Raw genomic sequence first — 23,930 nt, forward strand, 5'->3', positions numbered from 1 at the left:
AGTTGCCCTGCCGGTGATCTCGGCAGGGTATTTTTTGATTGATGGAAAACACATGGTTTCTCAGGTAAATGATCTTCGCTCGGCAGCGGCCGGTGCCAGTCGCCAGCAGCAGGTAATTGCAAGGCCAGCCACTAAAACGGCCGCGGTACCTGACAACAAGCAGCCGGATCCATTGCGCCTGTCGCAAACCCTTACCCCCGAACACACCCGCCAGCACAGCTTGATCCAGCGTGCCCAGCATAAAGTTGCGGCCTCCCGTGTGGCGGAAGCGAGCCTTAATGATATAGGCAAAAACCTTGCTCGGTTGAGTAAGCGGGTAGAGTTTGCGATACGTGCTGGTAGCGCTTCGCCAAAAATTACCGGTGAGATAGAGCAGTTAGCCAGTCGGATGGAGCAGCGCCTGCAGCAGGCGACCTATAAAGATCAGCCAGTGCTGAGCCGTCAGCTCAAGCCCGTGTTCCATGGCGAGCCGCGTACATCCTTCCAAATCAAGGGGCTGGATACTAAACGCAGCAGCCCGCGTGACGAGACGGTGATTTTCAACCTTGCCAGAGGCGGGGCCAATGCGGTGCCGGTCAAATTAGCGGCCAATGCAACCCCAGAGCAGCAGGCGATGCAGTTTCGCCAAGCACTCAACGAGCATGGCATCGGGGTCTCACTCAACAAGCAGCGTCAATTGGTGTTCTCGGCCAATGAAGCCGACTGGCAGCATTTGTCGCAGAAAATGCGCGTGGTTGGCCAGGGTGATCGCTTTCCGGCAGGCCAGCCCAACCGGGTTAAACTAGACACCACCGAAGCGCGGTTTGAGCCGCAAACCTGGCAGATCGGTAACGATCATCTGCGTCAGACGCTGGTACACACCCAGCAGATGATGACGCAAATCAAATCCAGCATCCAAGAGCTTCGCACCCATAACCAAGATGTCATGCAGCGGATTGATACGATCAATCAGCGTAACCGCTATTTAAGTGACAAGGTATTGGACAGCGCGGAAGCGGATTTATCCCGTATACTGCCAAGCGGGGATAACTTCAGCTCGGCCTTCCAAAATTTGAAAGTGCAAGCCAATGTCCACCGTCAAACCGTGGTATCTTTGTTGAGCCGGTAAAATAGCTAAGCGATTAATCACTTAGCCTGTAAGAAATGGAACGTTGCCACTCGTGACCAACAACAACGCGTGGCAAGCTGATATTGAGGGTTCACCATGCTGTCACCTATCTCTGCGGCGATAAACAAGTTACTGCGAATTGAGCCCCAGCAGTTGAAAGCCGAGCAATTCACGCCGCCGCAGCAAGGCGCCAAGTTAGGTGCCAGCACCGCCAATACCCCCTCTTCGACACCTCAGCCCTTGCCACAAGCCCAGTGGCAGGTTGTCCGCATGTTGGCTAATTTATCAGGGATGTCACTGGGGCAAACTCACGCCTACACCGCTCCAACGCTACAGTCACCGAGCTTCCGCCTAGCGGGGGGCGAAGGGGAGTTGCAACTTCGTCTGCAATTTGAAGGTCAGCCTCATACTGTCCGCTGGCAGATAGGTCAAGCTGGCGCTGAACCGCAATTGCTTAACTCCACTTTGCCGCCAGCGTTATCGTTGGCGCTGTTGCCAACCGTAGATCAGGGTTGGCGCTTGGTCGCCAAAGGCGTGTTGCACAACGAACCGCTGCAATTGTTGTGGACCCCTTATGGTAATAACGGCAAAGCCGGTTCTGCCTCGGGCTCTCCTCTCTCCCTCAAAGTGTGGCTGCGCACCGGCTTCATTATCACGGTCATCGTATTTTCTCTTTGCTATTGGCTATTTTAATCTTTCTTACTTCTTACTTCTTACTTCTTACTTCTTACTTCTTACTTTTCTTTATCTCGTGACTCTCTGTAATTAGCCCCCATAAAATAATGAATGTTTATCCTGTCGTTTAATGCTGGTAGTTAAATGATTGGTGTTGAATATTGATAAATAAATGTATTTCAGCCAATAGCCAATAGCCAATAGCCAATAGCCAATAGCCAATAGCCAATAGCCAATAGCCAATTTTATATTTAAGAAAAAATTATTTTCGTCGTTGGCAAGAAAATAATAAAAAAATGGCAAAAGTCGGTTTAAGGGGCGGAATTAGGTGTCGTTTTATAGAGGTGTAGACACTAATACAGAATAACTCACAGAGGGCAATAACATGCTATCGATTCATACTAATTACACATCTCTACTAACGCAGAACAACCTGAACAAAACGTCTGGCGCAATGGATAACGCGATGCAGCGTATCTCGACGGGCTTTCGCATCAACTCTGCGGCTGATGACGCTGCGGGCCTGCAAATTGCCACTCGCCTTCAGTCTCAGGTTAACGGCCTAGGTGTTGCACAGCGTAATGCACAAGATGCGACGTCGATGATGCAAACCGCTGAAGGTGCATTCGATGAGATGACTAACATTGGTCACCGCATGAAAGATCTAGCGACTCAAGCAGCCAACGGTACCAACTCGGCTGATGAGCATGACGCGATGCAGGCTGAGTGGAATCAGCTAGCAGCTGAATTAGATAGTGTTATTGAAAATACCCAATTCGGCTCTGGTAACAACTTGTTTGCAGCGGGTGGCCAATTTGATGGCGCTGTTACCTTCCAAATTGGCTCTTCAACAAGCGAAACACTGACGGTTGATATTTCTGACGGCCTAGGTGATATCCGTGCGGCGATTGGTGTTCTAGCTGCTGCTGACCTTTCTACTGAAGCTACTGTTGATGTTGATGGCAATGTTACTGATCCAAGTGGTGCAGCAAAAGCGATGGACGCTGTTGACGCACTGCTAAATGGTACGCCAGAATCAGCTCAAGGTGCAGATGATGCTACAGCAGGCATTGGCGCAATTCGCTCTGAGCTAGGTGCAAACATCAACCGTCTAGACCACACCATTACTAACCTTGGCAACATGTCAGAGAACACTGAAATGGCGAAAGGCCGTATCATGGATACTGACTACGCGGTTGAATCTTCAAACATGATGAAGAACCAGATGTTAACGCAGATGAGCATGTCTATGCTGTCTCAGGCGAACGGCATGTCTGGCATGGTAATGAGCCTAGTAGGCTAATAAGCCCTAGCCTTTATATCGGGTATATAAAGCGCAATCAAACCACTCCAATTAATCAAGAGCCGCAGCCCCCGCTGCGGCTTTTTTTGTATTTAGACAGGAAGTCTTGCTCGTTATCGTTACATACCAAGACGGTATCGTTGAGACGGTAAGTCATCGAACGCCTGATTGGATAAACAGCGATTGAATTTAATTCTGCTGCTGTGAATAGACATTCTGAGACCGAATGTTATTCGATGTCTTTCGAGGTTGAGTCGGCTCATTATTCTACCTAATAAAAAACCGCAGCCAAGGCTGCGGTTTTTCATTGGGCGAGTGGTATAACGAGAAACCGGTTAAACAACCTCTAAGTGCGAAACTGTTTGGGTTTTGGCATCTTGATAGACGTTGCGAAGCTCGGCCATCACGCTCTCGCGGGTAACAATGCCAACAAACTGGCCGTTATCAAGCACAGGCATCATACGAGGTTTGTTCACGTTTAAGGCTTTAACCCGCTCCTCCAGTGAAAGGGCGGTGGTGCTGGTGGCGATCCCCACTGCAGAGGTGGGGTACAGCTGCTCTTTATCGATACACATATACTCGATGATATCGGCCAGGCTATCCGTTGCCTGAACGGCAACAACGTCGTGCTGCATCAAATCAACCACTTTTGTGTTGTGGTTAGGCTGGTAGTCCTGATACCACAGCTCTTTCATGACATCATACATCGATAGGAACCCGACCAGCTGGCCGTGCACATCGCAAACCGGCGCACCTGAAATGTTTTCTTCCTGCATGATATCGATTGCCTGCGGGATCGGGGTGTCTACAGATAATGTTATTGGCTGTGTATTGGTTACGTCTTTGGCGGTGAGGTGCGACAGCATATCTGATTCCTTGGCTGGTGTGATTTCCACGCTCTGGGTAATAGAGCGGATATTGGCCGCTTTCAGTTCCGGACGACGGAAGATACACCAGTTGGCGAGGCCAACTAATACTGCACCACCGACGATATTGCCCAATGTCACCGGCAGTAAGTTGGCCATGAGAAAGGTTGGGATATTCAGATCACTGTACTGCTCAGGGCTGGCAGAGATCATTTGCCAAAATTGCTCAGGCGCGAAGTTCTGGATAGTGATCCCCAGCGGCACCATAAACATATTGGCCACTGAGTGCTCGAAGCCACTGGAAACAAACATCGAAACCGGAAGCACCATTAGCATGGCTTTGGTTAGGGCGTTAGCTGAGCTAAACGTCATCCAAATCGCCAAACAAACCAACAGATTACACAGTACGCCCAAAGAGAACGCCTGCATTGTGGTGTGATGGAGCTTATGCTGGGCGATATTGAGGGCATTGAGGCCCCACTGACCGTTATTGAGCATGAACATGCCAGCGGCGCTGATCAGCATTAGCATAAACATGGCACCGATGAAGTTGCCGATGTATACCTTGGCCCACAGGGAGAGCATTTTTTTAAGGCTGATCTCGCGGTTAGCCCAAGAAATACTGGACAGTACCGAGCTGGTGAATAGCTCACCACCACACAGGACAATCAGTATCAGACCCATGCTGAAAACTATGCCTCCGACTAAGCGGCTAAGTCCCCAGCCGGTCATCGCGCTACCTGTGGTAACCGTGATATAAAATACAAAAGCGAGGCCGATAAAAGCCCCTGCCATAATAGCAAGCCCCAGTGTCATGCTACTGGTTTTTTTTGCTTTGCTTAGCGCGAACTTTTCCGCTTCCGCCATCATTTCCTTCGGCGAAAACAGCTGATTATTGCTGGAATCTACGTTACTCATGCTTACCCCAAGTGTTACTAATCCTTTCCTTTCGGCGTTAGCCGCTTTCAACTTGAATGTCCCTATCAAGTCATATTCCCAAGTCACAGGCGATGCAATGATAAGTAAAATTGATAGCAACATAAAGCTGATTCATATTTTCTTATGTGAAATATATGATTACAATTTCGTATGTTGCGACATAGATAGAAATAGTGATGTGCAACATTGTTCACTTTTTGGCGGGGAGCCGAATGGCAGATTTGGCGGGGGTTGAGTCCTGCTGTTTTCTTTGTGAGAGTAACTAAAGGGCCAAAAAAGTCAGCAATAATGTAATCGGTAAAATTGTTATAAAATGTATCTTTTATGTCGCTGGCTCTCGGTATCCGCCTGCGAACGACCCTTTGCAACCACGACGAAAATACGCTTACTCACCCATCGCAAACCTTACGTTCGCGCCTGCAGTTTTGTGCCTTCTATTATCATTTCTTGTCGATGTCTTTTCTTATTTAAATACGTATTGTGCCATTAAGAACTACATGCTTTTTGTCGCCTTATATTAATAGAAATTTCAGCATCATGAGGCGGAATAGTTTTATTTCCGCTAGCGGAAATAAAACTTCCGCCTTTTGATTAAAAGCTTAAAAAACTATTTATCGGTTTTGATTAATCGTCGTAAAAATAACCAAATCAAGCGTTAGTTAGCAAGTTATTGCTTAATTAAAAGTTGGAACAACTTTTGCTTATGCTGTTGCCTATAACGTGCAACTTTCTAACTTGGGCTGAATTGAGGAGAAACTCCATGTCAATGATGGACCCAGCTTCAATGGCAATGCAAATGGTAATGATCCAGCGTAAGCCATTTGATATCCAATATGCGAATCAGCAGAAAATGTACCAAACGCAATTAGATGCGTGGAAAGACATCGATTCGGCTTTCAGTAGCTTTTCGTCAGCGCTAGAGCGCATGAATAAAGCAGATAGTAGCTTTGTAAAAAACAGTGCGACAACCAGTGAAGATGGGTATATCGATGCATCGGCCAGTAATTTTGCCCGTCATGGCAGTTACGACCTATTCGTCAAGCAATTGGCGACCGCGCAGCAAGAAGCGTTCACGCTAAAAGGGGAAGAGCTGCCGACGGACGGTGTGATCACCATTGACGTTCCTGGTGGTGAAGCGATTGAGATCGATTTTTCGACCTTCAACCCTGACGGTGACAAAGATATCCATGATTTGGCTGACTATATCAATGAGTTTGATGAAGGTGTTTCTGCATCGGTTGTACGCTCGGGGGATGACGTCAGCTTGGTGCTGAGCAGTACGGAAACCGGTGAAGAGAATGCGTTCAAAGTATCATTTGATCAGGGTATGGGGGACTACTTTAAGCCGCCTCAGATCCTGAACAAGGCACAGGACGCGATCGTCATGCTAGGTGGTGAGGATGGCCTAGAGATCCGCAGCAGCGATAACACCATTGATGATGCTATTTACGGTGTGACTCTTGAGCTAACCAAAGCGCATGAGCCGGGTGATAAGCCGTTGACCCTGGTTGTTGGCAGTGATGAGTCAGCGTCGAAAGAGGCGGTTAAGGAATTCGTCGATGCTTACAACGATCTGGTTAATACCGTCCTTAAGCACACCATGACCAGCTATCAGCTTGAGCAAGACGAGGATGATAACAGCAGTGGTGATGGCGATGATGATGACGATAAGGATGACAGCAGCATCAAAATCACCGAAGCCGGTGCGCTTGCCAGCGACTCAACCGCCCGTGGTTTGAAGAACATGCTCAACAACGTTACACGCGGCCAGTTCGATGAAGGCACCCTGTATAGCATCGGTATTGAGGCGAACCGCGACGGTACCCTGAAAATCGACAACGATCGTTTTGAAAAAGCCCTGAGCGAAACCCCAGAAAAAATCGATGGAATTTTCTTCGGCGATAACGGTGCGCTAACCGCGTTGGAAAAGGCGATTGAACCTTATACCGGTTCGTCGAACTCTGGGAATAACCTGCTTAAAAGTCGTCAAGACACGCTGCAAGGCAATATTGATCGCGTTGACGATAAAAAAGAGCAACTCGATAACCGCATGGAAAAAAACTACAACCGCTACTTGCGCCAATACACCGCAATGCAGCAAACCATGATGCAGATGGAATCGACAGGTTCCATGTTTATGTTTTAGAGGAACAAAAAATGTTAATGGATGATTCTGGCTTCGAGGCGTACCAGCAAGTCGATGTAGAAGCACAAGCAGCGGCAGCGAGACCCTACCAGTTGGTATTGATGTTGGTTGACGGTTTTATGGATAACTTGACCCGCGCCGAAGGCCATATGGCGGCCAATCGCCTGAAGGAAAAAGGTGAATCTATCGGCAAGTGCATCGACATTATCGGTGGCCTTAATAGTGCGCTGGATATGCGCCAAGGTGGCGAACTTGCCCAGCAGATGAACCAGCTTTACGATTTTTGCAGCATGAAATTGTTTGAAGCCAGCGTCCATAACGATGCACAAAAACTGGCAGAAGTGCGCTCAGTCATGGGCAATATTCAAGAGGGTTGGCACAACTTCGGGGTAGCCCATGAAGGTCAATAATACTCAAATCAGGCAATTGACGGTGCAGCTCAACCAGAGCTACAAGCGCAAAGAGTGGCAGGCTGTGCGCAAGATAGACAAAGAAATCTACACCATGCTGGCTGATTTGAAAGGCCAGCCGGCCGTTGCCGAGTCACTACGGCGCGATATCCTTCAGCTTAAAAAGGTGCATTTGGCCGCCATGACGGCGTGCGAAATAGAAAAAGAGCATCTGGGTCAGATGTTGGCGAAGTTTCAGAACCAGCGTGAAGGGGTATCGGAATACCAGCAGGTAGAGATGGCTGGAGGGTTTATTCGATGAGCCATATTTCGATGTCAATGCCGTCAGGGAGCGCTCAAGCCATCACGGCACGTTCATCACAGGTACAGGCCGGTGAAGGCGGCTCCTGGTTTGACAGCTTCGCCCGCTTGCTTGGTTCTGGGACTGAACAATCAACCGAAGCCGCCATGGCGGAAGAGGCCAACCCATATTGGTTCGATCTCTATGATCAGCTTAAAGGGTTGGCTGAGGGTGAGGATTGGGTGTTCAGCAGCGCCCACCCTTTTATGGAGCAGCTTCCCCCCGAAGGGCAGTTCCGCCTGATCAATATTACCAATGAACTTAGTGGTGATGTTCGTGAGCAATTACTCGGCATGATGCGCCGTGCTGATGGCTTGCAAAGTGCGTCGGTGCAGTTGGGAGCACCACAACCGGCGATTCCGCATTACCTGACAGCCAATGGCAGTACTCAGGGGGAGTCATTGTCGTTTGAACAGGCGATTGAGCGGGTGATTTCTAATGCGATGACGCCAGTCAGGCAAGAAACGACCAACCCTGTTTTACTCCAACAACTCGCGCAGGCAAGCAGTTTTACGACCTTATCGTTGCAGGACTCCCCCAATGCCGCTCCTCTGCCTGCTGGTGCACAATCCAACCTGGTTACGGCTTCTCGTGCTGAATGGGCGCCGGTGAAAATGGCGGAAAACCAGCAGCAATGGGGGCAGCAATTGGTGTCGGTACTCAAAGATCGGGTGCAGATGCACCTTAACCAAGATGTTCAGCATGCCCGTATCCGTCTCGATCCGCCTCACCTTGGCAGCCTAGAGCTGTCGGTCAAGATGGAAAACAACAAGGTTCAGATACATATCGCCGCCGCGGATCCGGCCTTGCGCGAGGCCGCACAGCAGGGCGCTGAACGCTTGCGTGCAGAGCTTGAAGGCAAGCAGCTCGCGGGGACGATGGTCGATGTTGATGTGAGTGAGCAATCGCAGCAGCAACCGTTTGACCAAAAGGCCGATATGCCTTTAGCAATCCAGCCAGTGGTTGAAGAATCAGACTGGCATGAATCAACCGATCTCTTATTAAAGGCGGATCAATACCGTCTCACTCGAATGGTGTAAGGAAAATAGTCATGGCTAGAACAAACGTAATGAGTACGAAAGTCATTCTGGTGGCACTTGCTGCTTCGGTGCTTATTGCCCTCTCATCAATTGCTACCTACGCATTTATCGTCAATGACAAGTCGGCTGAGTTCAGCGTATTTGCCCGAGGTAGCGTGGACAGTCGTGCCCATTTCATGAATCTTGATAAGTTTGTCATCACGATTGATGGTGAAGAGCGCACTCACTACCTGATGCTGGAATTGGCACTGAAGACGAACTCTGCTAAGGCGCATGATCAGCTGATCGAGTTCAAACCGCTGGCGCGTAATGTCCTACTGAAAATGTTCAGTCAAAGCACCTTCGAAGAATTGCGTCAAATGAATGAAATCGATCGATTGCAAACAGAAGTACTGGGACAGCTTCGTCAGGCGATGGCGGTAAATGGATACGCCTACCAGATCGAAGATGCGTTGTTTACCAAGCTCGTGCTGCAGTAAAGGAAGGGAATCATGTTAGAAGCACAGCAGTTACCGTTTGAGGATGAGTATGCTCAGTGGCAAACAAAACCCTCACAGAACAATGAAGAGCAGATCTTACGCCAGCACTTGAAGCTGGTGAAGCGTATTGTCCAGCAACTCCATCACCACGCATCGGGCTGCATGGGGTTGGATGATATGGAGCAAATTGGTTTGCTTGGTTTGCTTGAAGCCACTCGTCGTTATGGTGAGATGGATGAGAATTTCCGTTTCTTTGCTGCTCGCCGTGTCCGCGGGGCAATCTTGGATGAGTTGCGTCGTCGCGACTGGCGACCACGTCAATTACGTCAGCAGGTCCATGAACTTAATAAAGTATCTAAGTTGCTGACCAAGCAGTTGAAGCGCCATCCGAGCGAACATGAATTGGCTAAGGCCATGAAAATCAGTTTGGAAGAGTGCAACCGCCTGCTTTATGCCGCTCAGGCGGAAGAGCTGTATAGCTTAGAGCAGCTCTTTGAGTCAGATAGCTCAAGCGTTGATTTTGGAGAGGCTGATAGCAACCTTCAGCACCTGATTAATGATGATTTGCTCAAGCATGTGTTGTCTCAATTGCCGAAGCGTGAACAGCTCATTTTGGATTTTTATTACCAGAAGGAACTCAGCTTGAAGGAAATCGCCATCGTGGTTGGCCTGAGCGAAGCGAGGATCTGCCAGCTGCATAAGCAGGCAATCAAACAAATGAACGCCATGATTAAGAGCTTGATGTAGGAGAAAGGTTATGCAAAAAATTATTGGTGTCTTAATCATTATTATCTGTGTGTTCGGCGGTTTTGTGTTTGCCGGGGGATACCTCGGTACCATGTGGCAGCCAGCTGAATTGATGATCATTTTGGGGGCCGGTGCTGGTGCTCTGGCGATTGGTAATCCGCATCATGTGATCGTTGAAATGTGGCATCAGGCCCGTGGCATTGTGACCAAGCGCGATGAGCGCAAACTTTATCGCGAGCTGCTTTCACTGATGTACCACCTGCTGGAGCAGGTACGCCAGAATGGCATGCGGGTACTTGATGAGCATATTGAAGAGCCGCACCAGAGCAGTTTGTTCCTGATATACCCGGAAGTCCTGGAGTATCCGAAACTGGTGACTTTCATAACCGATAACTTCCGGTTGATGGCGATGGGCAAAATCACCGCCCATGAGCTGGAAAGTATGCTGGAGCTAGAGCTGGAAGCGATCGAAGAAGATCTGATGGAACCTTCGCACTCGATGCACCGGGTGGCAGAGGCCATGCCTGGCTTTGGTATTTTGGCGGCAGTGATGGGGATTGTGATCACCATGACCAATATCGATGGGGATATGGCGCAAATCGGGATCAGTGTTGCCCATGCCTTGGTGGGCACCTTCCTCGGTATTTTCTTCTGTTACTGTGTATTTGACCCGATCAGTACGGCGATGGCCAACCAGGTAAAACGCGAGCTGTCTGCCTTCGAGTGTGTAAAAGCCATGATGGTGAGTTATACCGCCGGGAAGCCTGCACTGGTTGCGGCGGACTCTGGCCGTAAGTTGATGCAACTCGATGTGAAACCGACCTTTGCCGAGATGGAAGGGTGGGTAACGCAGCAGGTATTCCAATGATGAGGGGCAATACCGCAGATACGGTCATCATAAAAAAGCGCCGTAGCCGGGGTCATACGGCTCGCCATGGTGGGGCATGGAAAGTTGCTTTTGCCGATTTCACCTTGGCGATGATGGCTTTTTTTATGGTGATGTGGGTGTTGCAGGTTACCACCGAAGATGAAAAACAACGTATCGTTGGCCGCCTGAGTGGTCATCAGCGGATGTTACCTCATGAAGATATGTTCATGGATAACAGTCCGTTTGTGGTTGATTTTGGAGGAACCGCATTGCCTGGCTTACAGAGCCAACAGCCGAGCAATCCGCATAATTTGGGTAACTCCCTGACTATCAATGTCGTTGATGGTAACGGCAATAACTTCGGTGGGTTGGGGGAGGAGGGACCTTCACTTGTTCCTGGACGCTATGAAAGCCATGAACAGATGGTTGTTCTGGGCGAGTACTTAAAAGATGTCAGTGAGTTTCTTTCTGCCAGCAACCAACTGTCGGTGGAAGTGGTGCCGCAAGGGTTGCGGGTGTTGGTCAATGACGACAATGAAAAGCCGATGTTCAAACTGGGTGGGGCTGAGCTCACGCCGTTTTTTGAAGATCTGCTGCTCGCTATTGCCCCAACGTTTGCCACCATTGAAAACCCGATCATGATTTCAGGCCATGCTGATGCCAGTGGCTTTAGCCGCCGTTCGAGAGGCAATAACTGGACCTTGTCGGGTGAGCGTGCACAAAAAGCGAGGGAAGTGCTGGAGTATGGTGGTATGCCAAGCGAGCGCGTTGCTCAGGTCACGGCAATGTCCGACACCATGTTACTCGATGAAGATGCACCTTATAGCCATTTGAACCGCCGCATCGAAATCTTGGTGCTAACCTCTGATACGCAAGAGCAGTTGCAACAGCTGTTTGGCCGAGACGGTGGTGAATCTCAATTGGAAGCGGCTAAGCAAGCTGCCTATGCTAATCAGCCCGTGAGCTAAACCGGGTTCCAACGTCAGCATGCTAGGTGACGACCAAAGCCTGCCCATGATGTAATGGGCAGGCTTTTTTTATACCCAGCACCTTGACGTTACTTGGGTACAAAAAGAAAGGGGGCTGATTTGACATCAGCCCCCCTTTATATTGCATGAAGATACGGTGTGAAGTCCGTTTAGCGAAACGCGCCAGACTTACCAGTGATTAAATCATTAAGGCCGAGGAAATCACGCCGATCAAGCCTGCGCTTGCCAGTACCGTCACCGCTTTCTCTGCCATCTTGCCATTGTTTTCGGCGGCTTTGCCGAACATGGCGAACACAAATGGGTGTACCAGGAAAGTCATTGCAAAGGTAAAGGTGATAAGGCTTGCTGCTGTCGCACCAAACATACCTTCTTGTACGGCGGCAAACAGGCCGAAGTGAGATAAGCCAGAGGCGGCAGACATCGAAGCATGCTCAAGTGACATACCGGCGACGCTTAGTAGCGTGAAGCTACCGAATACAGCCATGATCTGCCAGCCTAGTGAGAATAGCATTAGACCTTTCACTTCTGTTTTCTCACAGCCTTGAGCCGAACGAAGGTTTTTCAGAGAAAGGATAACAAACGCTGCGCCAGCAAGGATCAGTGGTAATGTCCAGCCAACCATCAGCGCGCCGCGCTCAGCACTGGCTGCTAAAATCGTAAAGACGAAGATGTGACCGGCAAATGGAATGTTAATCATAATCGGTGCGCGAGAAGCCGCTGTTTTGCCGAAGTCGCCCGCAGTACATGCGCCAGTTAGACCAGAGTGAGACAGGCCACCGGCCAAACCTGGTGCCAGGTTACGTAAATGGTTCGATTTACCGACGAAGATTAGCAGCGCAAGACCACCGAACATCCAGAAAATCTGGCCGGAGAAGCCGTACACGATAACACTTTGAAGACCCGGAATACCGAAGGCTTCCACCATGTGAGAGCCGCCAACCAGGAAGCTGCCTGATAGTACCAGAGGGATACCCGCAAATAGCAGGGCATTCATGGTTGGGCCATGTTTCCATTTTGGTAGCGCCGCACCCAGACCCGAAGACAGGATCATCGCGAAGAAGATCTGTGGTAGGCCGATAATTGACGATACCGCAGTGGATAGCATTAGCGAGAAGTTTAAGACGACAATAATCGCAATAACTTCAAATAGGCCCTTACGGATGTATTGTGCTTTGTTGGAAATCACGGCTTTGCGGTCAACGAGAATGAACGCCAGTGCCAAGCAGATGTAAGAGAGGAGCAGGAAAGACTCACCCATGGCGAAGTCTGAAGTACGATCCGAAATCAGAGCATCAGCCGTTTGGATACCGATGAGCAATAGGAATGCACGAATAATATAGGTTAACTGCGTGCTGCTTGTTCCCAATACCACTTCCTGAGCGGAAGGGGCAAAAAAGTCACACTTTTCATCAAAGTCTTGTTTAGATAGCAGGCGTCTAATTTCCTGTCCACCCACGAAGAATGAGGCGATCAATGCAATTACGGTTGTCTGGCCGATCAGTGCAACAACAGGGAACTGTTCTAGTCCCGGTGTCGCCATGCCGCTGTGTACCAATAGTGAGCCTAAAGCAAGGCCAAACACAACGATAACCAACAACGATGAATACTTAGTACCTGCAACGAGGGTACGGGCAACCAATACCATAATTGTTAAAGCGGCTATGGCGATAACAAAATGGTTAAAAGCAAAAAGGTGGGAAACTTGTTCCATTTTAACTCCAAAAACTCTTACGATCTGCTCACAGGCACGGCCAAGGGGCGTCAATAGGTGAAGCCTCTATTTTGGGGCCGGCTGGCTGTGAGCGAATGATTTGTTCGCTACTGATTAGGTAACAACCTGTGGGGCAACATTTTTAGCGACTGGCGTTGTCGCATCATTGAATAGGGCTCTGAGGGCTTTCAATACTTCCTGGCGTGATACCACACCGACATATTTACCGTTTTCCAAAATCGGTAGAATTTGCGGTTTGTTTACCTTGATTGATTTAGCGCGCTCTTCAAGCGACAGGGTTGTCATTTGCGTCGCATAGCCCATTGCCGTTGTTGGGTAAAGCTGATCTTTGTCTAGTGCCAAATATTCCAGAGCGTCTGTCAGGCGATCTTCGATATCCATGGTCACTACATCGGTCTTCATTAGACTTCCGACGGTTACATCCTCATCAGGCAAGTAGTCTTGGCACCACATTTCTACCATGATGTCGTGGGCAGACAAAAAGCCGACAAGGTGGCCGCTTGCGTCGCAAACCGGTGCACCGTTAATGTGGTTTTTTGACAATACATCGATAGCCGCAGGCAGACTGGTCTTTACACTCAACGTTGGGGCTTGCGTATTTACAATGTCTCTCACTGTAAGTAATGCGCTCATAACAATCTCCTAAATTCAAAATCAACACTGTTGTAGTAACTCGTCAGAGTCATCGAAAATGGCTCATTAAGCTGTTGACGTGAATGTTACTCAGCACCGGCGCATTAGTAAAATTGATTTTATTTAGATTGTCATTCAGTTTTATTGATACTTTGTTTAAAAGTATTTCAGAAAATATCTTTTCCAAGCGTCATCAATTTAGGTGATAGAGGAGGTTGGGACGTTGACGTTGTACTTTAATTAATCAATAACTTAAAACGATGGATATGCATAATTAACTGTAAGTGGTATCAATATTATTGATTGTATCGCATTCATTCCATAAGTTTATCTTAATTAGAGCATTGTGCTTAATTAGGGGGAAGTTCAGACACACTCTGCCAATGGTTTTTTTTTACTCTTTATCGAGTATTTACTGGGATATACACGCTGACGCGCATACGGTATACATTACCCGGCAGTTAAAACTTGATACAATATTGCTTGAGTTTATCGATCAATCAGATTTATTGATTGGCAAAAATACCTAAGTGACAAGACATATACACAAGTAATTGGGTATATCTGTTGCTTTACCGGCGTTGAGCCCACCCGTTGCAAATCTAGGAGTAAAAGTGCGTTATTCGTTGAAACAGTTATCAGTGTTTGATGCGGTTGCTGAGTTGGGCAGTGTTAGTCAAGCTGCTGAACGGCTAGGGGTTACCCAGTCTGCTGCCAGTATGTCTCTTAGCCAATTAGAAAAACTGCTTGGACGCGATCTTTTCGTACGCCAGGGAAAGGATATGCGTTTGAGCCATTGGGGCAACTGGTTGCGGCCAAAAGCCCGGCGTTTGTTGCAAGATGCCGAACAGATTGAAGCGGGCTTTTATGATCAACACCTTTTCAGTGGCAGTATCACGATTGGTGCCAGCCAAACACCTGCTGAGCACTTGGTTCCAGAGCTTATCAGTATTCTTGATACTGACTTTCCGGAAGTCAGAACGGGACTGGAAGTAAAAAGTAGCCAAGGTGTCATCGAGGGTGTGCTTAACTACAAATATGACATTGGTATTATAGAAGGTCGTTGTGATGACAACCGTACCCACCAGGAAGAATGGTGCCGCGACCACCTTGTCGTGGTCAGTGCTGCTCACCACCCTTTTGCTAAGAACTCCCGTGTCAGTCTGGCGCAATTAGAGCAAGCGCAGTGGGTATTACGAGAAGGGGGAGCGGGGACGCGGACGATTTTTGAAAGTGCGATGGTGCCGTTGATCCCGGATTTGGATGTGTGGCGTGAATACTCTCACGTTCCGGTGATCCGCTCTATGGTTTCCAATGGCCATTACCTAACCTGTCTGCCTTATTTGGATGTCGCACCGTATATTGACCGGGGTGAACTCGTCGCCTTGAATGTACCTGAACTAAAAATGGACCGAGCCATTTCGTTTATCTGGCGCAAAGAGATGGGGGATCACCCGTTGCTGGAGTGTATTAAGCGCGAAGGTCACAGAATGATGAAGAACCATAAACTCAAATCCTCTTGAGGCCGTGGCTCTGCCTTTCTAGTTAGAAAGAATCATGTGGGTGGTATGACGTAAATGTATCAGTGATACCACCTCACAAACCATATGACACTCGTTTTATTTTATTGATAGCCTATATCTAATTAACTAATAGGTTAATTAGATATATTCAACCCGCTAAGCCTACACCATAAATTAAATGCAACTGGTTGGTATTGATTGGTTTTTATTTGCCGATACGCAGGTTAGCCGATAATAAAAAAGGAGAGCCAGTGCTCTCCTTTAGATTGGCTAGTGTCAAAACCGCCGTTAGTAAATTACTTTGGCTTTTGTATAGCTGCTAATGATCTCTTTCACTTTTTCCATCACTTCTTTCGATGGTGGCTTTACACCTGTCAGTTGGTAGTCAAAGCCCATCGCTTCCCATTTGTGCTCGCCGAGCTGGTGGTAAGGCAGGAGCTCGACTTTTTCGATGTTGTCCATATCTTTGATGAAGTCACCCAACAGGTGAGCTGAGCGCTCGTCATCAGTATAGCCAGGGACAACAACATAACGGATCCAGGTTTTCTGGCCGCGCTGGTGCAGGTAGCGGGCAAAGTCCAATACACGTTTGTTCGGCACGCCGACGAGGTTTTGGTGGATGCTGTCGTCTAGCTGCTTAAGGTCAAGCATTACCAAGTCAGCCACGTCGAGCACTTCGTCAATGACATCGGTGTGTTTACGGATGTAGCCGTTGGTATCGAGGCAGGTATGAATACCTTCTGCTTGTGCTGCGCGGAAGAAATCACGAACAAACTCGGGTTGCATCATGGCTTCGCCACCGGAAGCTGTGACACCCCCCCCGGATGATTTCATGAAGAAGCGGTATGACTTTGCTTCATTGATCAGTTCTTCAACCGTGATTTCCTTGCCTTCGTTAAGATCCCAGGTATCGCGGTTGTGGCAATATTGGCAGCGCATAAGGCAACCTTGCATAAATACGATGAAACGAATTCCGGGACCATCGACAGTACCACAGGACTCAAAAGAGTGGATTCGACCTTTTACTGACATTACTTAGCTTCTCCGCTTGGGGGCGTGTTTTGCCTGTTATTTTATTACAAAACAGATGTTCAAAATAGCGAAAAAAGTATCAGGATACGAATGGCGCGGCAATTCGCCGCGCTTTCGCGAGTCGTGATGCTGCAGCGTGGCAGCTGCTTACCATTTCTTTTCCTGCCATTCACGGTGCCATTGAGCCAGTTGTCCCGCTGGCATCGGTCGGCCGATAAAGTAGCCCTGGGCATACTGGCAGCCCATCTGGCGCAGCGTCTGCCACTGGCCGGGATGCTCGATTCCCTCGGCTATCGAGGACAGGGACAAGCGTTGTGCCAGTAATAGGCTGGCTTCGACAATGGCTCCGGCGGTGACACTTTCTGGCAGGGCCTGGACGAAGCCAATGTCGATTTTCAGGGCCTCGAACGGCAGCTGGTCGAGTTGTTTCAGTGACGAATAGCCGGTGCCAAAGTCGTCGATCGACAGCTTGAAGCCATACATACCGAGTCGGGCTGCAGCTTCCAGGCTCGGGCCAGCATGCTCGATAGCGTCGGACTCGGTGATTTCGAATGACAAGGTTTGGCTGATCGCCGGAACGTCTTGTATCAACGCCAGCACACTATCGACAAAGCCAAAGCTGATCAGGGTGCGCGGAGTGATATTGACCGCCACCCGGCGGCTGGCGAAGTGCTCTAGATGGGTGATCACATGCTGGATACTCAGCAACGCAAGCTCATCCTCGCGGCCCATCTTTTTGATTACGGGCAGGAACTGTGCCGGTGACAGTACCCCGTGCTCCGGGTGCACGAGGCGGATCAGGGCTTCGTTCTTGCACCACCGGCCGGACTGCATATCGACAATGGGCTGGTAGTAGGGCTGCAGCCACTGCTGCTCGAAGGCGAGATCCAGCTCGGCCTCGCTCAACAGCCGGAGCGGCTGGCCGGTAACGGGCGGCTGGGGGCCGGCCAAATAGCGCGCGGCCAGTTCGAGTAGGCTGCGGATATGATCCGGTCGGGCCGGTTTGTTCAGACAACCAATCACACTGAGCCGGTAGCTCTTGCACATCTGGTGGACGGATTTGATCACCTCCGGCCCTGCTGCACTCGAGATAATAATCGCGCCGCTAAAAGACATTTTTGCTAGGTGGCTGAGGAAGGTAATACCGTCCATCTCGGGCATGTTCAGATCGCACACCAAGACGTCGGGGGTGCGGTGCCCGATTCGATCCAGTGCCTCTTTGCCACTGGAGGCGACATCGACCAAGCTCTCGGGTTTGGCCCGCTCGAGTTGGCTACGCAAAATCTGTTGCTGGAACGGATGATCTTCAACGAGGAGTATGTGCATTAGAATTGTTGTACCTGTCGTTTCAAGTCCATGATAAGGGTGTCAATCGGCGCTAGGTTCGCGGTATCGATCTGCTGATTGGCGGCCAGGCTCTCAACGGTTTGGCAATGCTCAGCCAGGGCATGGTATTCCATCATTCGCGCTGCGCCCTTCATCCGGTGGCTGATCAGCCTGACTGCGTTGTTGTCGCCCTGTGCGAAAGCATCGGTAAGATCCCGGTAGTCGACGAGGCAGGCATCAAGGTATTGGCGCATGAAATCGAGACACACCGAGGCCTCGCCAAAGAGCTGTCCGAGCACCTGTAGGTCGATAGGCCCGCTCGCCGCCGACGCTGTGTCTTGCGGATTGTCTTTTGGTGCCGTCTCAGCGTCTGGCGGTGCCAGATCCCAGTCGAGAAGCGTATCATCATCGTCCGAGCAGGCTTGATCAAATACGCCCAAATCCCAACATGCCGCTTCGTGCACTTCATCATCAAGACCAGCAGGCTCGGCGGCCGGCAGCCAGTGTGACAAGGTCTCGCCCAGGGTCGCCAGTGAGACTGGCTTGGACAGGTAGGCATCAAACCCGTGGATCGCCAAGTATTCCGCTTCGTTCATGGTGGTATTGGCGGTCAGGGCAACCACTGGCAAGTTGTTCCCGGCCGGTGTCAGCAGATGCTGTTGTTGGATAGCCTTGACCAGTCCGTAACCGTCGAGCTCGGGCATATGGCAGTCGGTCAGCAGCAGAGCGTACGGGTGCTGTGCCAGCGCCTCGAGGGCCAGTTTGCCGTTCTCAACAATATCGGCATAGTAGCCGAGCTGTTGCAGTTGCTGCCGGATGATTTGCTGGTTGATAGGGTGATCTTCGGCAACCAGCAGCAATTGACGGCGGGCGATAGCCTGCTCGCGGCTGATCGCTTGGCGTTCCTCCTGAGCGGGTTCATGCGGTTCGTCCCCTTGGTACCACGGCGACGGTTGGGGGGCCAAGAGATGGTGCAACGTATTGGGCAACAGTGGGGCACAGGAGATCACCCAGCCGTTGGCGAGGGGCTCCGGTGACAAGATGGCTTCGTCGGCGAGCACTATCACCGGGATCGGCAAGTCGGCCGCTGTGCTCTGGCGAATCATATTGTAGCTATCACGGCTCATTAGCAGCACATCGAGCTGGTGGTGGCGGATTTGCTCGAGCATACCCGCCGCTGACTGTGGGGAAAGGCTCACGGTGTTGCATTGCCAGTATGCCAAATAGTGTGGCAGGGCGATGTCATCGTCGAGCGCTTTGCCCACCAGGCCACAGCGCAGCATCAGCGGTGACATCGGTGCCGGTGTCAGGATCGCGGCCTCTAACATGAAGCTGAATTCGGTACCTATCCCCTCGGTGCTCGAGACCTGGATCTCCCCGCCCATGAGGTTGATGATCTGGCGGCAGATAGATAGGCCCAGCCCGGTGCCGCTGAAGCGCCGCTCGGTACTGACATCAGCCTGCTCGAACGGCTGGAACAGCTTGGCATTATCCTGCGGGCTGATCCCGATCCCGGTGTCCTTTACCGTAAAGCGCAGCTGCTGGTTGTATTCATCCTGCTCAACCACTTCGACCAGCAGTGAGATCATCCCTTGCTCGGTGAACTTGGTGGCATTGTTGAGCAGGTTGTTCAATACCTGCTTGAGCCGCAGCTCGTCGAGCATCAGCTCATGGGCCAGCTTGGGATCTTGCCACAGGCTAAAGCGCAGCCCTTTTTGCTGGGCATGGACCACATGCGGTTGCACCAGCACATTGAGCTGTTCGTGGATAAGGCAAGGGGTTGGTGACAGGCTGAGTTTTCCCGCTTCCATTTTGGAAAAGTCCAACACGTCATTGACGATATTGAGCAGGTTGCGTGCGGACTGGTTGAGGTGCTTGTGGATGCTCGTTACCTCCGGCCGATGCTGGATGTGCGGCTGCATCAGTTCGAGCAGACTCAATATCCCACTGATAGGTGTGCGGATCTCGTGGCTCATCATCGCCAAAAACCGCGACTTGGTTTCGGTGGCCGTTTCGGCCTGCTGTCGGGCACGCTCGAGTTCCAGCTGCTGCTGCTTCATGGCGCTGATATCGATGAGGATACTGTTCCACTGCCAGCCGTTTTCGACCGCGATGATTTGGCTTCTGATTTCGATCCAGCGCTTATTGCTCTTGCTCGACTGCAGCTGGAGCTCGGTTTGCCAGTAGCCCCGTTTGACTGCGCTGCGGATTTCTTTGAATAGCCAGCCGTTGTCGTTGCGCTGGCGCAGCAGCTCGATGATCAGGCTCGGGTTGGCATGCAGTGCCGCCGTGGGCAGCCCGACAAAATCGGCAATTTTGTCGCTGACAAACAGCACTTCGATATCAGACGGATCTTGGCTGCGCTGCAGGTGCTGGAGCAAAATACCGTCAAAGTTATTGGTCAGGTACGACAGTTTTTGTTCCGCGGCCTTGCGCTGGCGAACCTCGGCGCTGAGTTTTTTCGCCCAGTAGACAAAGATCGCTGTCAGCACGGTGACGATAGCGAGGATTGCCAGCGCCCAAAACACAATACGGTTGATCGCCACACCGCTGGTGAGATTGACGGTGTGCCACTTTTTCTTGATGTCGATAACCTGGCTGGGCGGAATGGCGGCCAGCGCCTTGTTGAAAATATTGCGCAACAGAGGATTGTCCTTGGCGACGGCGACTCCAACTGGCCGTCCCTTGGTGTCAAGTTCGGAGGCCAGCACCCTCAATTGGCCGAGGTAGCTGCTTTGCAATAGGTGTGACGCACTCGATAGCGAGATCACCGCATGGTCGACTTGGCGGTTGATCGTGGCATTGAGCAAGGCCTCGTTGCTTGGGTAGATCTTGATCGGATTATCGGCATAGACCTGTTTGGTCAGCACCTCGCCAAAGCGGTGCACAACGACCCCGATCTGCTGCTTGCTACCGATGTAGTCTTGCTTATTGTCGATAGTCGTTACCATGACCCACTTTTCTTCGCTGTAGGGTTGGGTGCAGTTGAGGGTATGGACCCGCTCCGGGGTGCAGGTAACGGCTGCTACCGCATCGATGGTGCCATTGTTGAGCTGCGCCATGATGTCGGTGAAATTACTGTTGGCAATCGGCACCAGGCTGAGGTTGAGTTGCTTGGCCATCAGCCGTAGGACATCGGCCCCCATGCCAGCCATCATGCCGGACTCGTCGGTGAACTGGTAGGGGAAGTCTTCGGGGTGATAGGCGACCTTGATCGTCCCGCGTTGCTCAAGCCACTGGTTCTCTTGTTCATTGAGGTTGAGGTAGCTTTGGTCCGACAGAAAATCCTGCTGTTTCTTCGATAGCCAGGTGTCGTAGATGACCGCCATCTCATGCTGGTTGATTTGCCCCAGCGCTTGGTTGATCTGGCTGATGAGCCTCTCTTGGCTTTTCTGGGTTGCAATATAGAGCCGCTCGTAGGGACTGTCGCTGATCAGTTCAAACGATAAGTTCCCCTCGGTGCTGTAGTGGTTTTGCATTGCATCGAGGGTGATGGCATTGCCGAGATAGGCATCGGTTGTACTGTGCTGTACTGCGGTAAAGGCTTGCTCGCTGGTCGGGAAGGAGACCATACTGAGCGGGTCGGTCGAGAGCTGGGCCAGTTGTTCGCGGATGGCAAATCCCTGCTCGAGGGCAATGAGCTTGCCGCCCAGCTGCTTGAGGCTGCTGATCTTGCTTGTGCGGGTGATCGCCGCCATCGGAATGGTCAGCAGCGGCTTGCTGAAAGCCATCGACTTTTGCCGCTTGAAGGTTGCTGAAACCCCGACAATAAGATCTATCTCGTTATTTTCGAAGGCGATCAATACATCGGCAAACGTTGGGTAAACCAGGGTTTGGGTTTTGAACTGCCCCTGAGTGGCAATTTCATGCATCAGCGAGGGCAACAGCCCGGAGATATGACCTTTCTGCGACACGTAGGAAAACGGCGCCCAGTCAAAGTTCGGGTAGCCGATCCGTAATACCCGATTGTGCTCGGTGTCGGCCCAGCATGAGCCGGCAAGCAGCAGCAAGCTAATAAGAATACCGTTTTTCATGCCGTTACTGCTCCCTTGGCTTTGGCCGTCATGGTTTGCACCGGGGTTTGCAGGGCCGAGTTGGCCTGCACCAGTTGCCGGTACCAGTGGGGCGGTTGGGGCAGCGACTCGAACACCCAGCGGGCCTCGAGGATGCTTTTCCGGGCGTGCAGGGTCATGTCTATCTGATCGTTGCAATAAAGGGTCACCAGGCTGTAGGCCAGCAGCGGGTCGAACCGGTTGCTTTGCCACGCTTCGAGCAGTGTTGGTCCGGCACTGTGCGGCGAGCGCTCGAATAGTGCTAGAGCTGGCTGGTAGGTATGGTCGTGGCACCGGCTGCGGTGGAACTGCATTAGCCATTGGTATTTGATCTGCCGGTGGCTGGTACAGCTTTCCTGGGTGCAGAGCATGGCTAGGCGCCTCAGGGTTTTGCCGACTGCGCTTTGCATCCCCAGTTGCTGATAGGTCGTGAGTAAAATCAGCTGGAAGATAAAGCTGTAGTGGGTATGTTGGTTAGCTGCCAGGGTATTGAGCTGCTTGAAGGCCAGCAGCGTATGGCCAAGTCGGCTGTGTTGCCAGGCGTTTAGCAGTTGGAGGTAGGGCCGATCGGCTGCGGTGAGGTTGCTCTCGCGGCTGATCCGGCACCAAAGCTCTTTGAGCGAGCGGATTTTTTTGCTGGGTTGTTGCAGTACTCCCCATACCAGCAAGGCCCGGCGATCGCGGTTGTCCCAGATCGTATCTGGCAGCATTTGACAGCCGTCGCGCAGCACTTTGCCGGTGTAGCAGCCGTTGGACAGCGCCAGCAGATCCATCAGCAGCAAGCCGAACATACGCTCGATATTGTACGGGCTGAGCTGGTGGGCCTGCAGCCATGCTTGGTAGCCGGGCTCGGTGGCATTTTCGGCCAGGTACAGGCGGGCGGCGGTGTCGAGCACCTTGATATGCTTGGGGTAGGCGGTATGCAGTGGACCGAGGATTTGCCGGGCCTGCGCGAGCTGGTTGCCTTGTACCAGAAGTTCTGCATGCAGCAATTTGGCCGGCAGGTAGTCATGCTGGCGAGTAAAGTGGCTGAGCAGGGCACAGGCTGCATTATGCTGGCCGTGCAGGGCAAGCCGCCGACAGAGCTGGGTGATGGCCAGCCTGAAGCTCTTCTCGTTCTTGGCCTGTTGCAGGGCGGTTCGGGCTCCGCTGGTACCTTGCTGGCAATAGGCCTGCCAGACACTTTTTCGCAGCTGCTGCTGGGCAAAGTTCACCGCTAGCCGTTTTTGCAGCACATCAGGGCGCAGGGGCTTGATCAGGTAGTCATCGGGCTCGAATTCGGCGAACGCCATCACGATCGGCAGCGAGTCGTCTGCGGTAATGATAAGCACCAACGGTTGGTGGGCGAGCAATTCGAGGGCGTGAAGTTGCTCCAGGAGCTGCAGCCCGCTTCGACCTTGGCCGAGGTTGAAGTCAAGCAACAAGATATCGATTGCCGTGGTTTGGCAGGTCAGCAGTGCCTCTTTGGCATTGCCGACGGTGTAAATGTTCGCTGATGAAAAACCGCTTTTCAGCAAGATAGCCTTAGTCGTTTGCTGGATGATGTGACTGTCATCGACAACGAGAACGGATTTATGGTGCAACATGTATCTCTATGATCCTGCGACCTGTCGAAACCACCATCCGGGTTGGGTCGATTTCGAATCGGTATTGCAAATATTGCCTAGCCCCCGATCCCATCGGGTTATGAGGCTACCCCTCAAAGCTATGTGTATTGGTAGG

19 protein-coding genes are annotated in these 23,930 nt (G+C 51.1%); 12 read left to right on the forward strand and 7 right to left on the reverse strand.

The genetic code is table 11. The features are described from left to right. Positions 1-52: 52 nt before the first annotated feature. The 3 genes from C9I99_RS19205 (at position 53) to lafA (ending at position 3,086) form a co-directional block, all read left to right on the forward strand. The gene (locus C9I99_RS19205) at positions 53-1,108 is read left to right on the forward strand and encodes a hypothetical protein (RefSeq protein WP_107350449.1); all 1,056 of its coding nucleotides are present in this window, start codon (positions 53-55) and stop codon (positions 1,106-1,108) included. Between the two features lie 96 nt (positions 1,109-1,204). Then, positions 1,205-1,801: a hypothetical protein gene (locus C9I99_RS19210; RefSeq protein ID WP_107350450.1), complete on the forward strand. Its 597-nt coding sequence runs from the start codon at positions 1,205-1,207 to the stop codon at positions 1,799-1,801. 367 nt (positions 1,802-2,168) lie between these two features. Continuing rightward, positions 2,169-3,086: a lateral flagellin LafA gene (lafA, locus tag C9I99_RS19220; RefSeq protein ID WP_107350452.1), complete on the forward strand. Its 918-nt coding sequence runs from the start codon at positions 2,169-2,171 to the stop codon at positions 3,084-3,086. 335 nt (positions 3,087-3,421) lie between these two features. On the opposite strand, the gene focA is transcribed toward lafA, so the two are convergent. Then, on the reverse strand, positions 3,422-4,870 hold the full coding sequence (gene focA / locus C9I99_RS19225) for a formate transporter FocA (protein WP_107350453.1): 1,449 nt from the start codon (positions 4,868-4,870) through the stop codon (positions 3,422-3,424). A gap of 781 nt (positions 4,871-5,651) precedes the next feature. On the opposite strand from focA, the gene fliD reads away from it, so the two are divergent. Genes fliD through C9I99_RS19270 form a run of 8 tightly spaced genes read left to right on the forward strand, consistent with a single transcriptional unit; the run spans position 5,652 to position 11,889 of the window. After that, complete coding sequence (gene fliD, locus C9I99_RS19235) at positions 5,652-7,037, forward strand: flagellar filament capping protein FliD (RefSeq protein ID WP_166645486.1); 1,386 nt, start codon at positions 5,652-5,654, stop codon at positions 7,035-7,037. Positions 7,038-7,048: 11 nt separating this feature from the next. After that, on the forward strand, positions 7,049-7,447 hold the full coding sequence (fliS, locus tag C9I99_RS19240; protein ID WP_107350456.1) for a flagellar export chaperone FliS: 399 nt from the start codon (positions 7,049-7,051) through the stop codon (positions 7,445-7,447). After that, the gene (locus C9I99_RS19245) at positions 7,434-7,748 is read left to right on the forward strand and encodes a hypothetical protein (RefSeq protein ID WP_107350457.1); all 315 of its coding nucleotides are present in this window, start codon (positions 7,434-7,436) and stop codon (positions 7,746-7,748) included. The genes fliS and C9I99_RS19245 overlap by 14 nt, the downstream gene beginning before the upstream one ends. Further along, on the forward strand, positions 7,745-8,827 hold the full coding sequence (locus C9I99_RS19250; protein WP_107350458.1) for a flagellar hook-length control protein FliK: 1,083 nt from the start codon (positions 7,745-7,747) through the stop codon (positions 8,825-8,827). The genes C9I99_RS19245 and C9I99_RS19250 overlap by 4 nt, the downstream gene beginning before the upstream one ends. A gap of 11 nt (positions 8,828-8,838) precedes the next feature. Beyond that, positions 8,839-9,306 carry a flagellar basal body-associated FliL family protein gene (locus C9I99_RS19255; RefSeq protein WP_107350459.1) on the forward strand — a complete coding sequence of 156 codons (468 nt, stop codon included), beginning with the start codon at positions 8,839-8,841 and terminating at the stop codon, positions 9,304-9,306. Between the two features lie 12 nt (positions 9,307-9,318). Then, positions 9,319-10,053, forward strand: a complete 735-nt coding sequence (locus tag C9I99_RS19260) for a FliA/WhiG family RNA polymerase sigma factor (RefSeq protein WP_107350460.1) — start codon at positions 9,319-9,321, stop codon at positions 10,051-10,053. Between the two features lie 10 nt (positions 10,054-10,063). Beyond that, a complete protein-coding gene (gene motA, locus C9I99_RS19265; protein WP_107350461.1) occupies positions 10,064-10,921 on the forward strand; it encodes a flagellar motor stator protein MotA in 858 nt (285 codons plus the stop codon). Then, positions 10,918-11,889: a flagellar motor protein MotB gene (locus C9I99_RS19270; protein ID WP_107350462.1), complete on the forward strand. Its 972-nt coding sequence runs from the start codon at positions 10,918-10,920 to the stop codon at positions 11,887-11,889. Before motA ends, C9I99_RS19270 begins: the two co-directional genes overlap by 4 nt. A 199-nt stretch (positions 11,890-12,088) precedes the next feature. Here C9I99_RS19270 and C9I99_RS19275 read toward each other — a convergent pair whose 3' ends face one another. Further along, positions 12,089-13,621 carry a hypothetical protein gene (locus C9I99_RS19275; RefSeq protein WP_107350463.1) on the reverse strand — a complete coding sequence of 511 codons (1,533 nt, stop codon included), beginning with the start codon at positions 13,619-13,621 and terminating at the stop codon, positions 12,089-12,091. 114 nt (positions 13,622-13,735) lie between these two features. Then, complete coding sequence (locus C9I99_RS19280) at positions 13,736-14,275, reverse strand: CBS domain-containing protein (RefSeq protein WP_107350464.1); 540 nt, start codon at positions 14,273-14,275, stop codon at positions 13,736-13,738. Positions 14,276-14,889: 614 nt separating this feature from the next. Here C9I99_RS19280 and C9I99_RS19285 point away from each other — a divergent pair. Further along, positions 14,890-15,798: a LysR substrate-binding domain-containing protein gene (locus C9I99_RS19285; RefSeq protein WP_107350465.1), complete on the forward strand. Its 909-nt coding sequence runs from the start codon at positions 14,890-14,892 to the stop codon at positions 15,796-15,798. A gap of 288 nt (positions 15,799-16,086) precedes the next feature. Here the strand turns inward: C9I99_RS19285 and pflA are convergent, their stop codons facing one another. The 4 genes from pflA to C9I99_RS19305 form a co-directional block, all read right to left on the reverse strand. Further along, positions 16,087-16,830 carry a pyruvate formate lyase 1-activating protein gene (gene pflA, locus C9I99_RS19290; protein WP_107350466.1) on the reverse strand — a complete coding sequence of 248 codons (744 nt, stop codon included), beginning with the start codon at positions 16,828-16,830 and terminating at the stop codon, positions 16,087-16,089. Positions 16,831-16,977: 147 nt separating this feature from the next. Then, positions 16,978-18,156 carry an EAL domain-containing response regulator gene (locus tag C9I99_RS19295; RefSeq protein ID WP_107350467.1) on the reverse strand — a complete coding sequence of 393 codons (1,179 nt, stop codon included), beginning with the start codon at positions 18,154-18,156 and terminating at the stop codon, positions 16,978-16,980. Beyond that, the gene (locus C9I99_RS19300) at positions 18,156-22,190 is read right to left on the reverse strand and encodes a transporter substrate-binding domain-containing protein (protein ID WP_166645487.1); all 4,035 of its coding nucleotides are present in this window, start codon (positions 22,188-22,190) and stop codon (positions 18,156-18,158) included. The genes C9I99_RS19295 and C9I99_RS19300 overlap by 1 nt, the downstream gene beginning before the upstream one ends. Further along, a complete protein-coding gene (locus C9I99_RS19305) occupies positions 22,187-23,794 on the reverse strand; it encodes a response regulator (protein ID WP_107350469.1) in 1,608 nt (535 codons plus the stop codon). The genes C9I99_RS19300 and C9I99_RS19305 overlap by 4 nt, the downstream gene beginning before the upstream one ends. Between the last annotated feature and the right edge of the window lie 136 nt (positions 23,795-23,930).

Origin of the sequence: Photobacterium lutimaris (assembly GCF_003025555.1) — a bacterium.
Lineage (GTDB): Bacteria > Pseudomonadota > Gammaproteobacteria > Enterobacterales > Vibrionaceae > Photobacterium > Photobacterium lutimaris.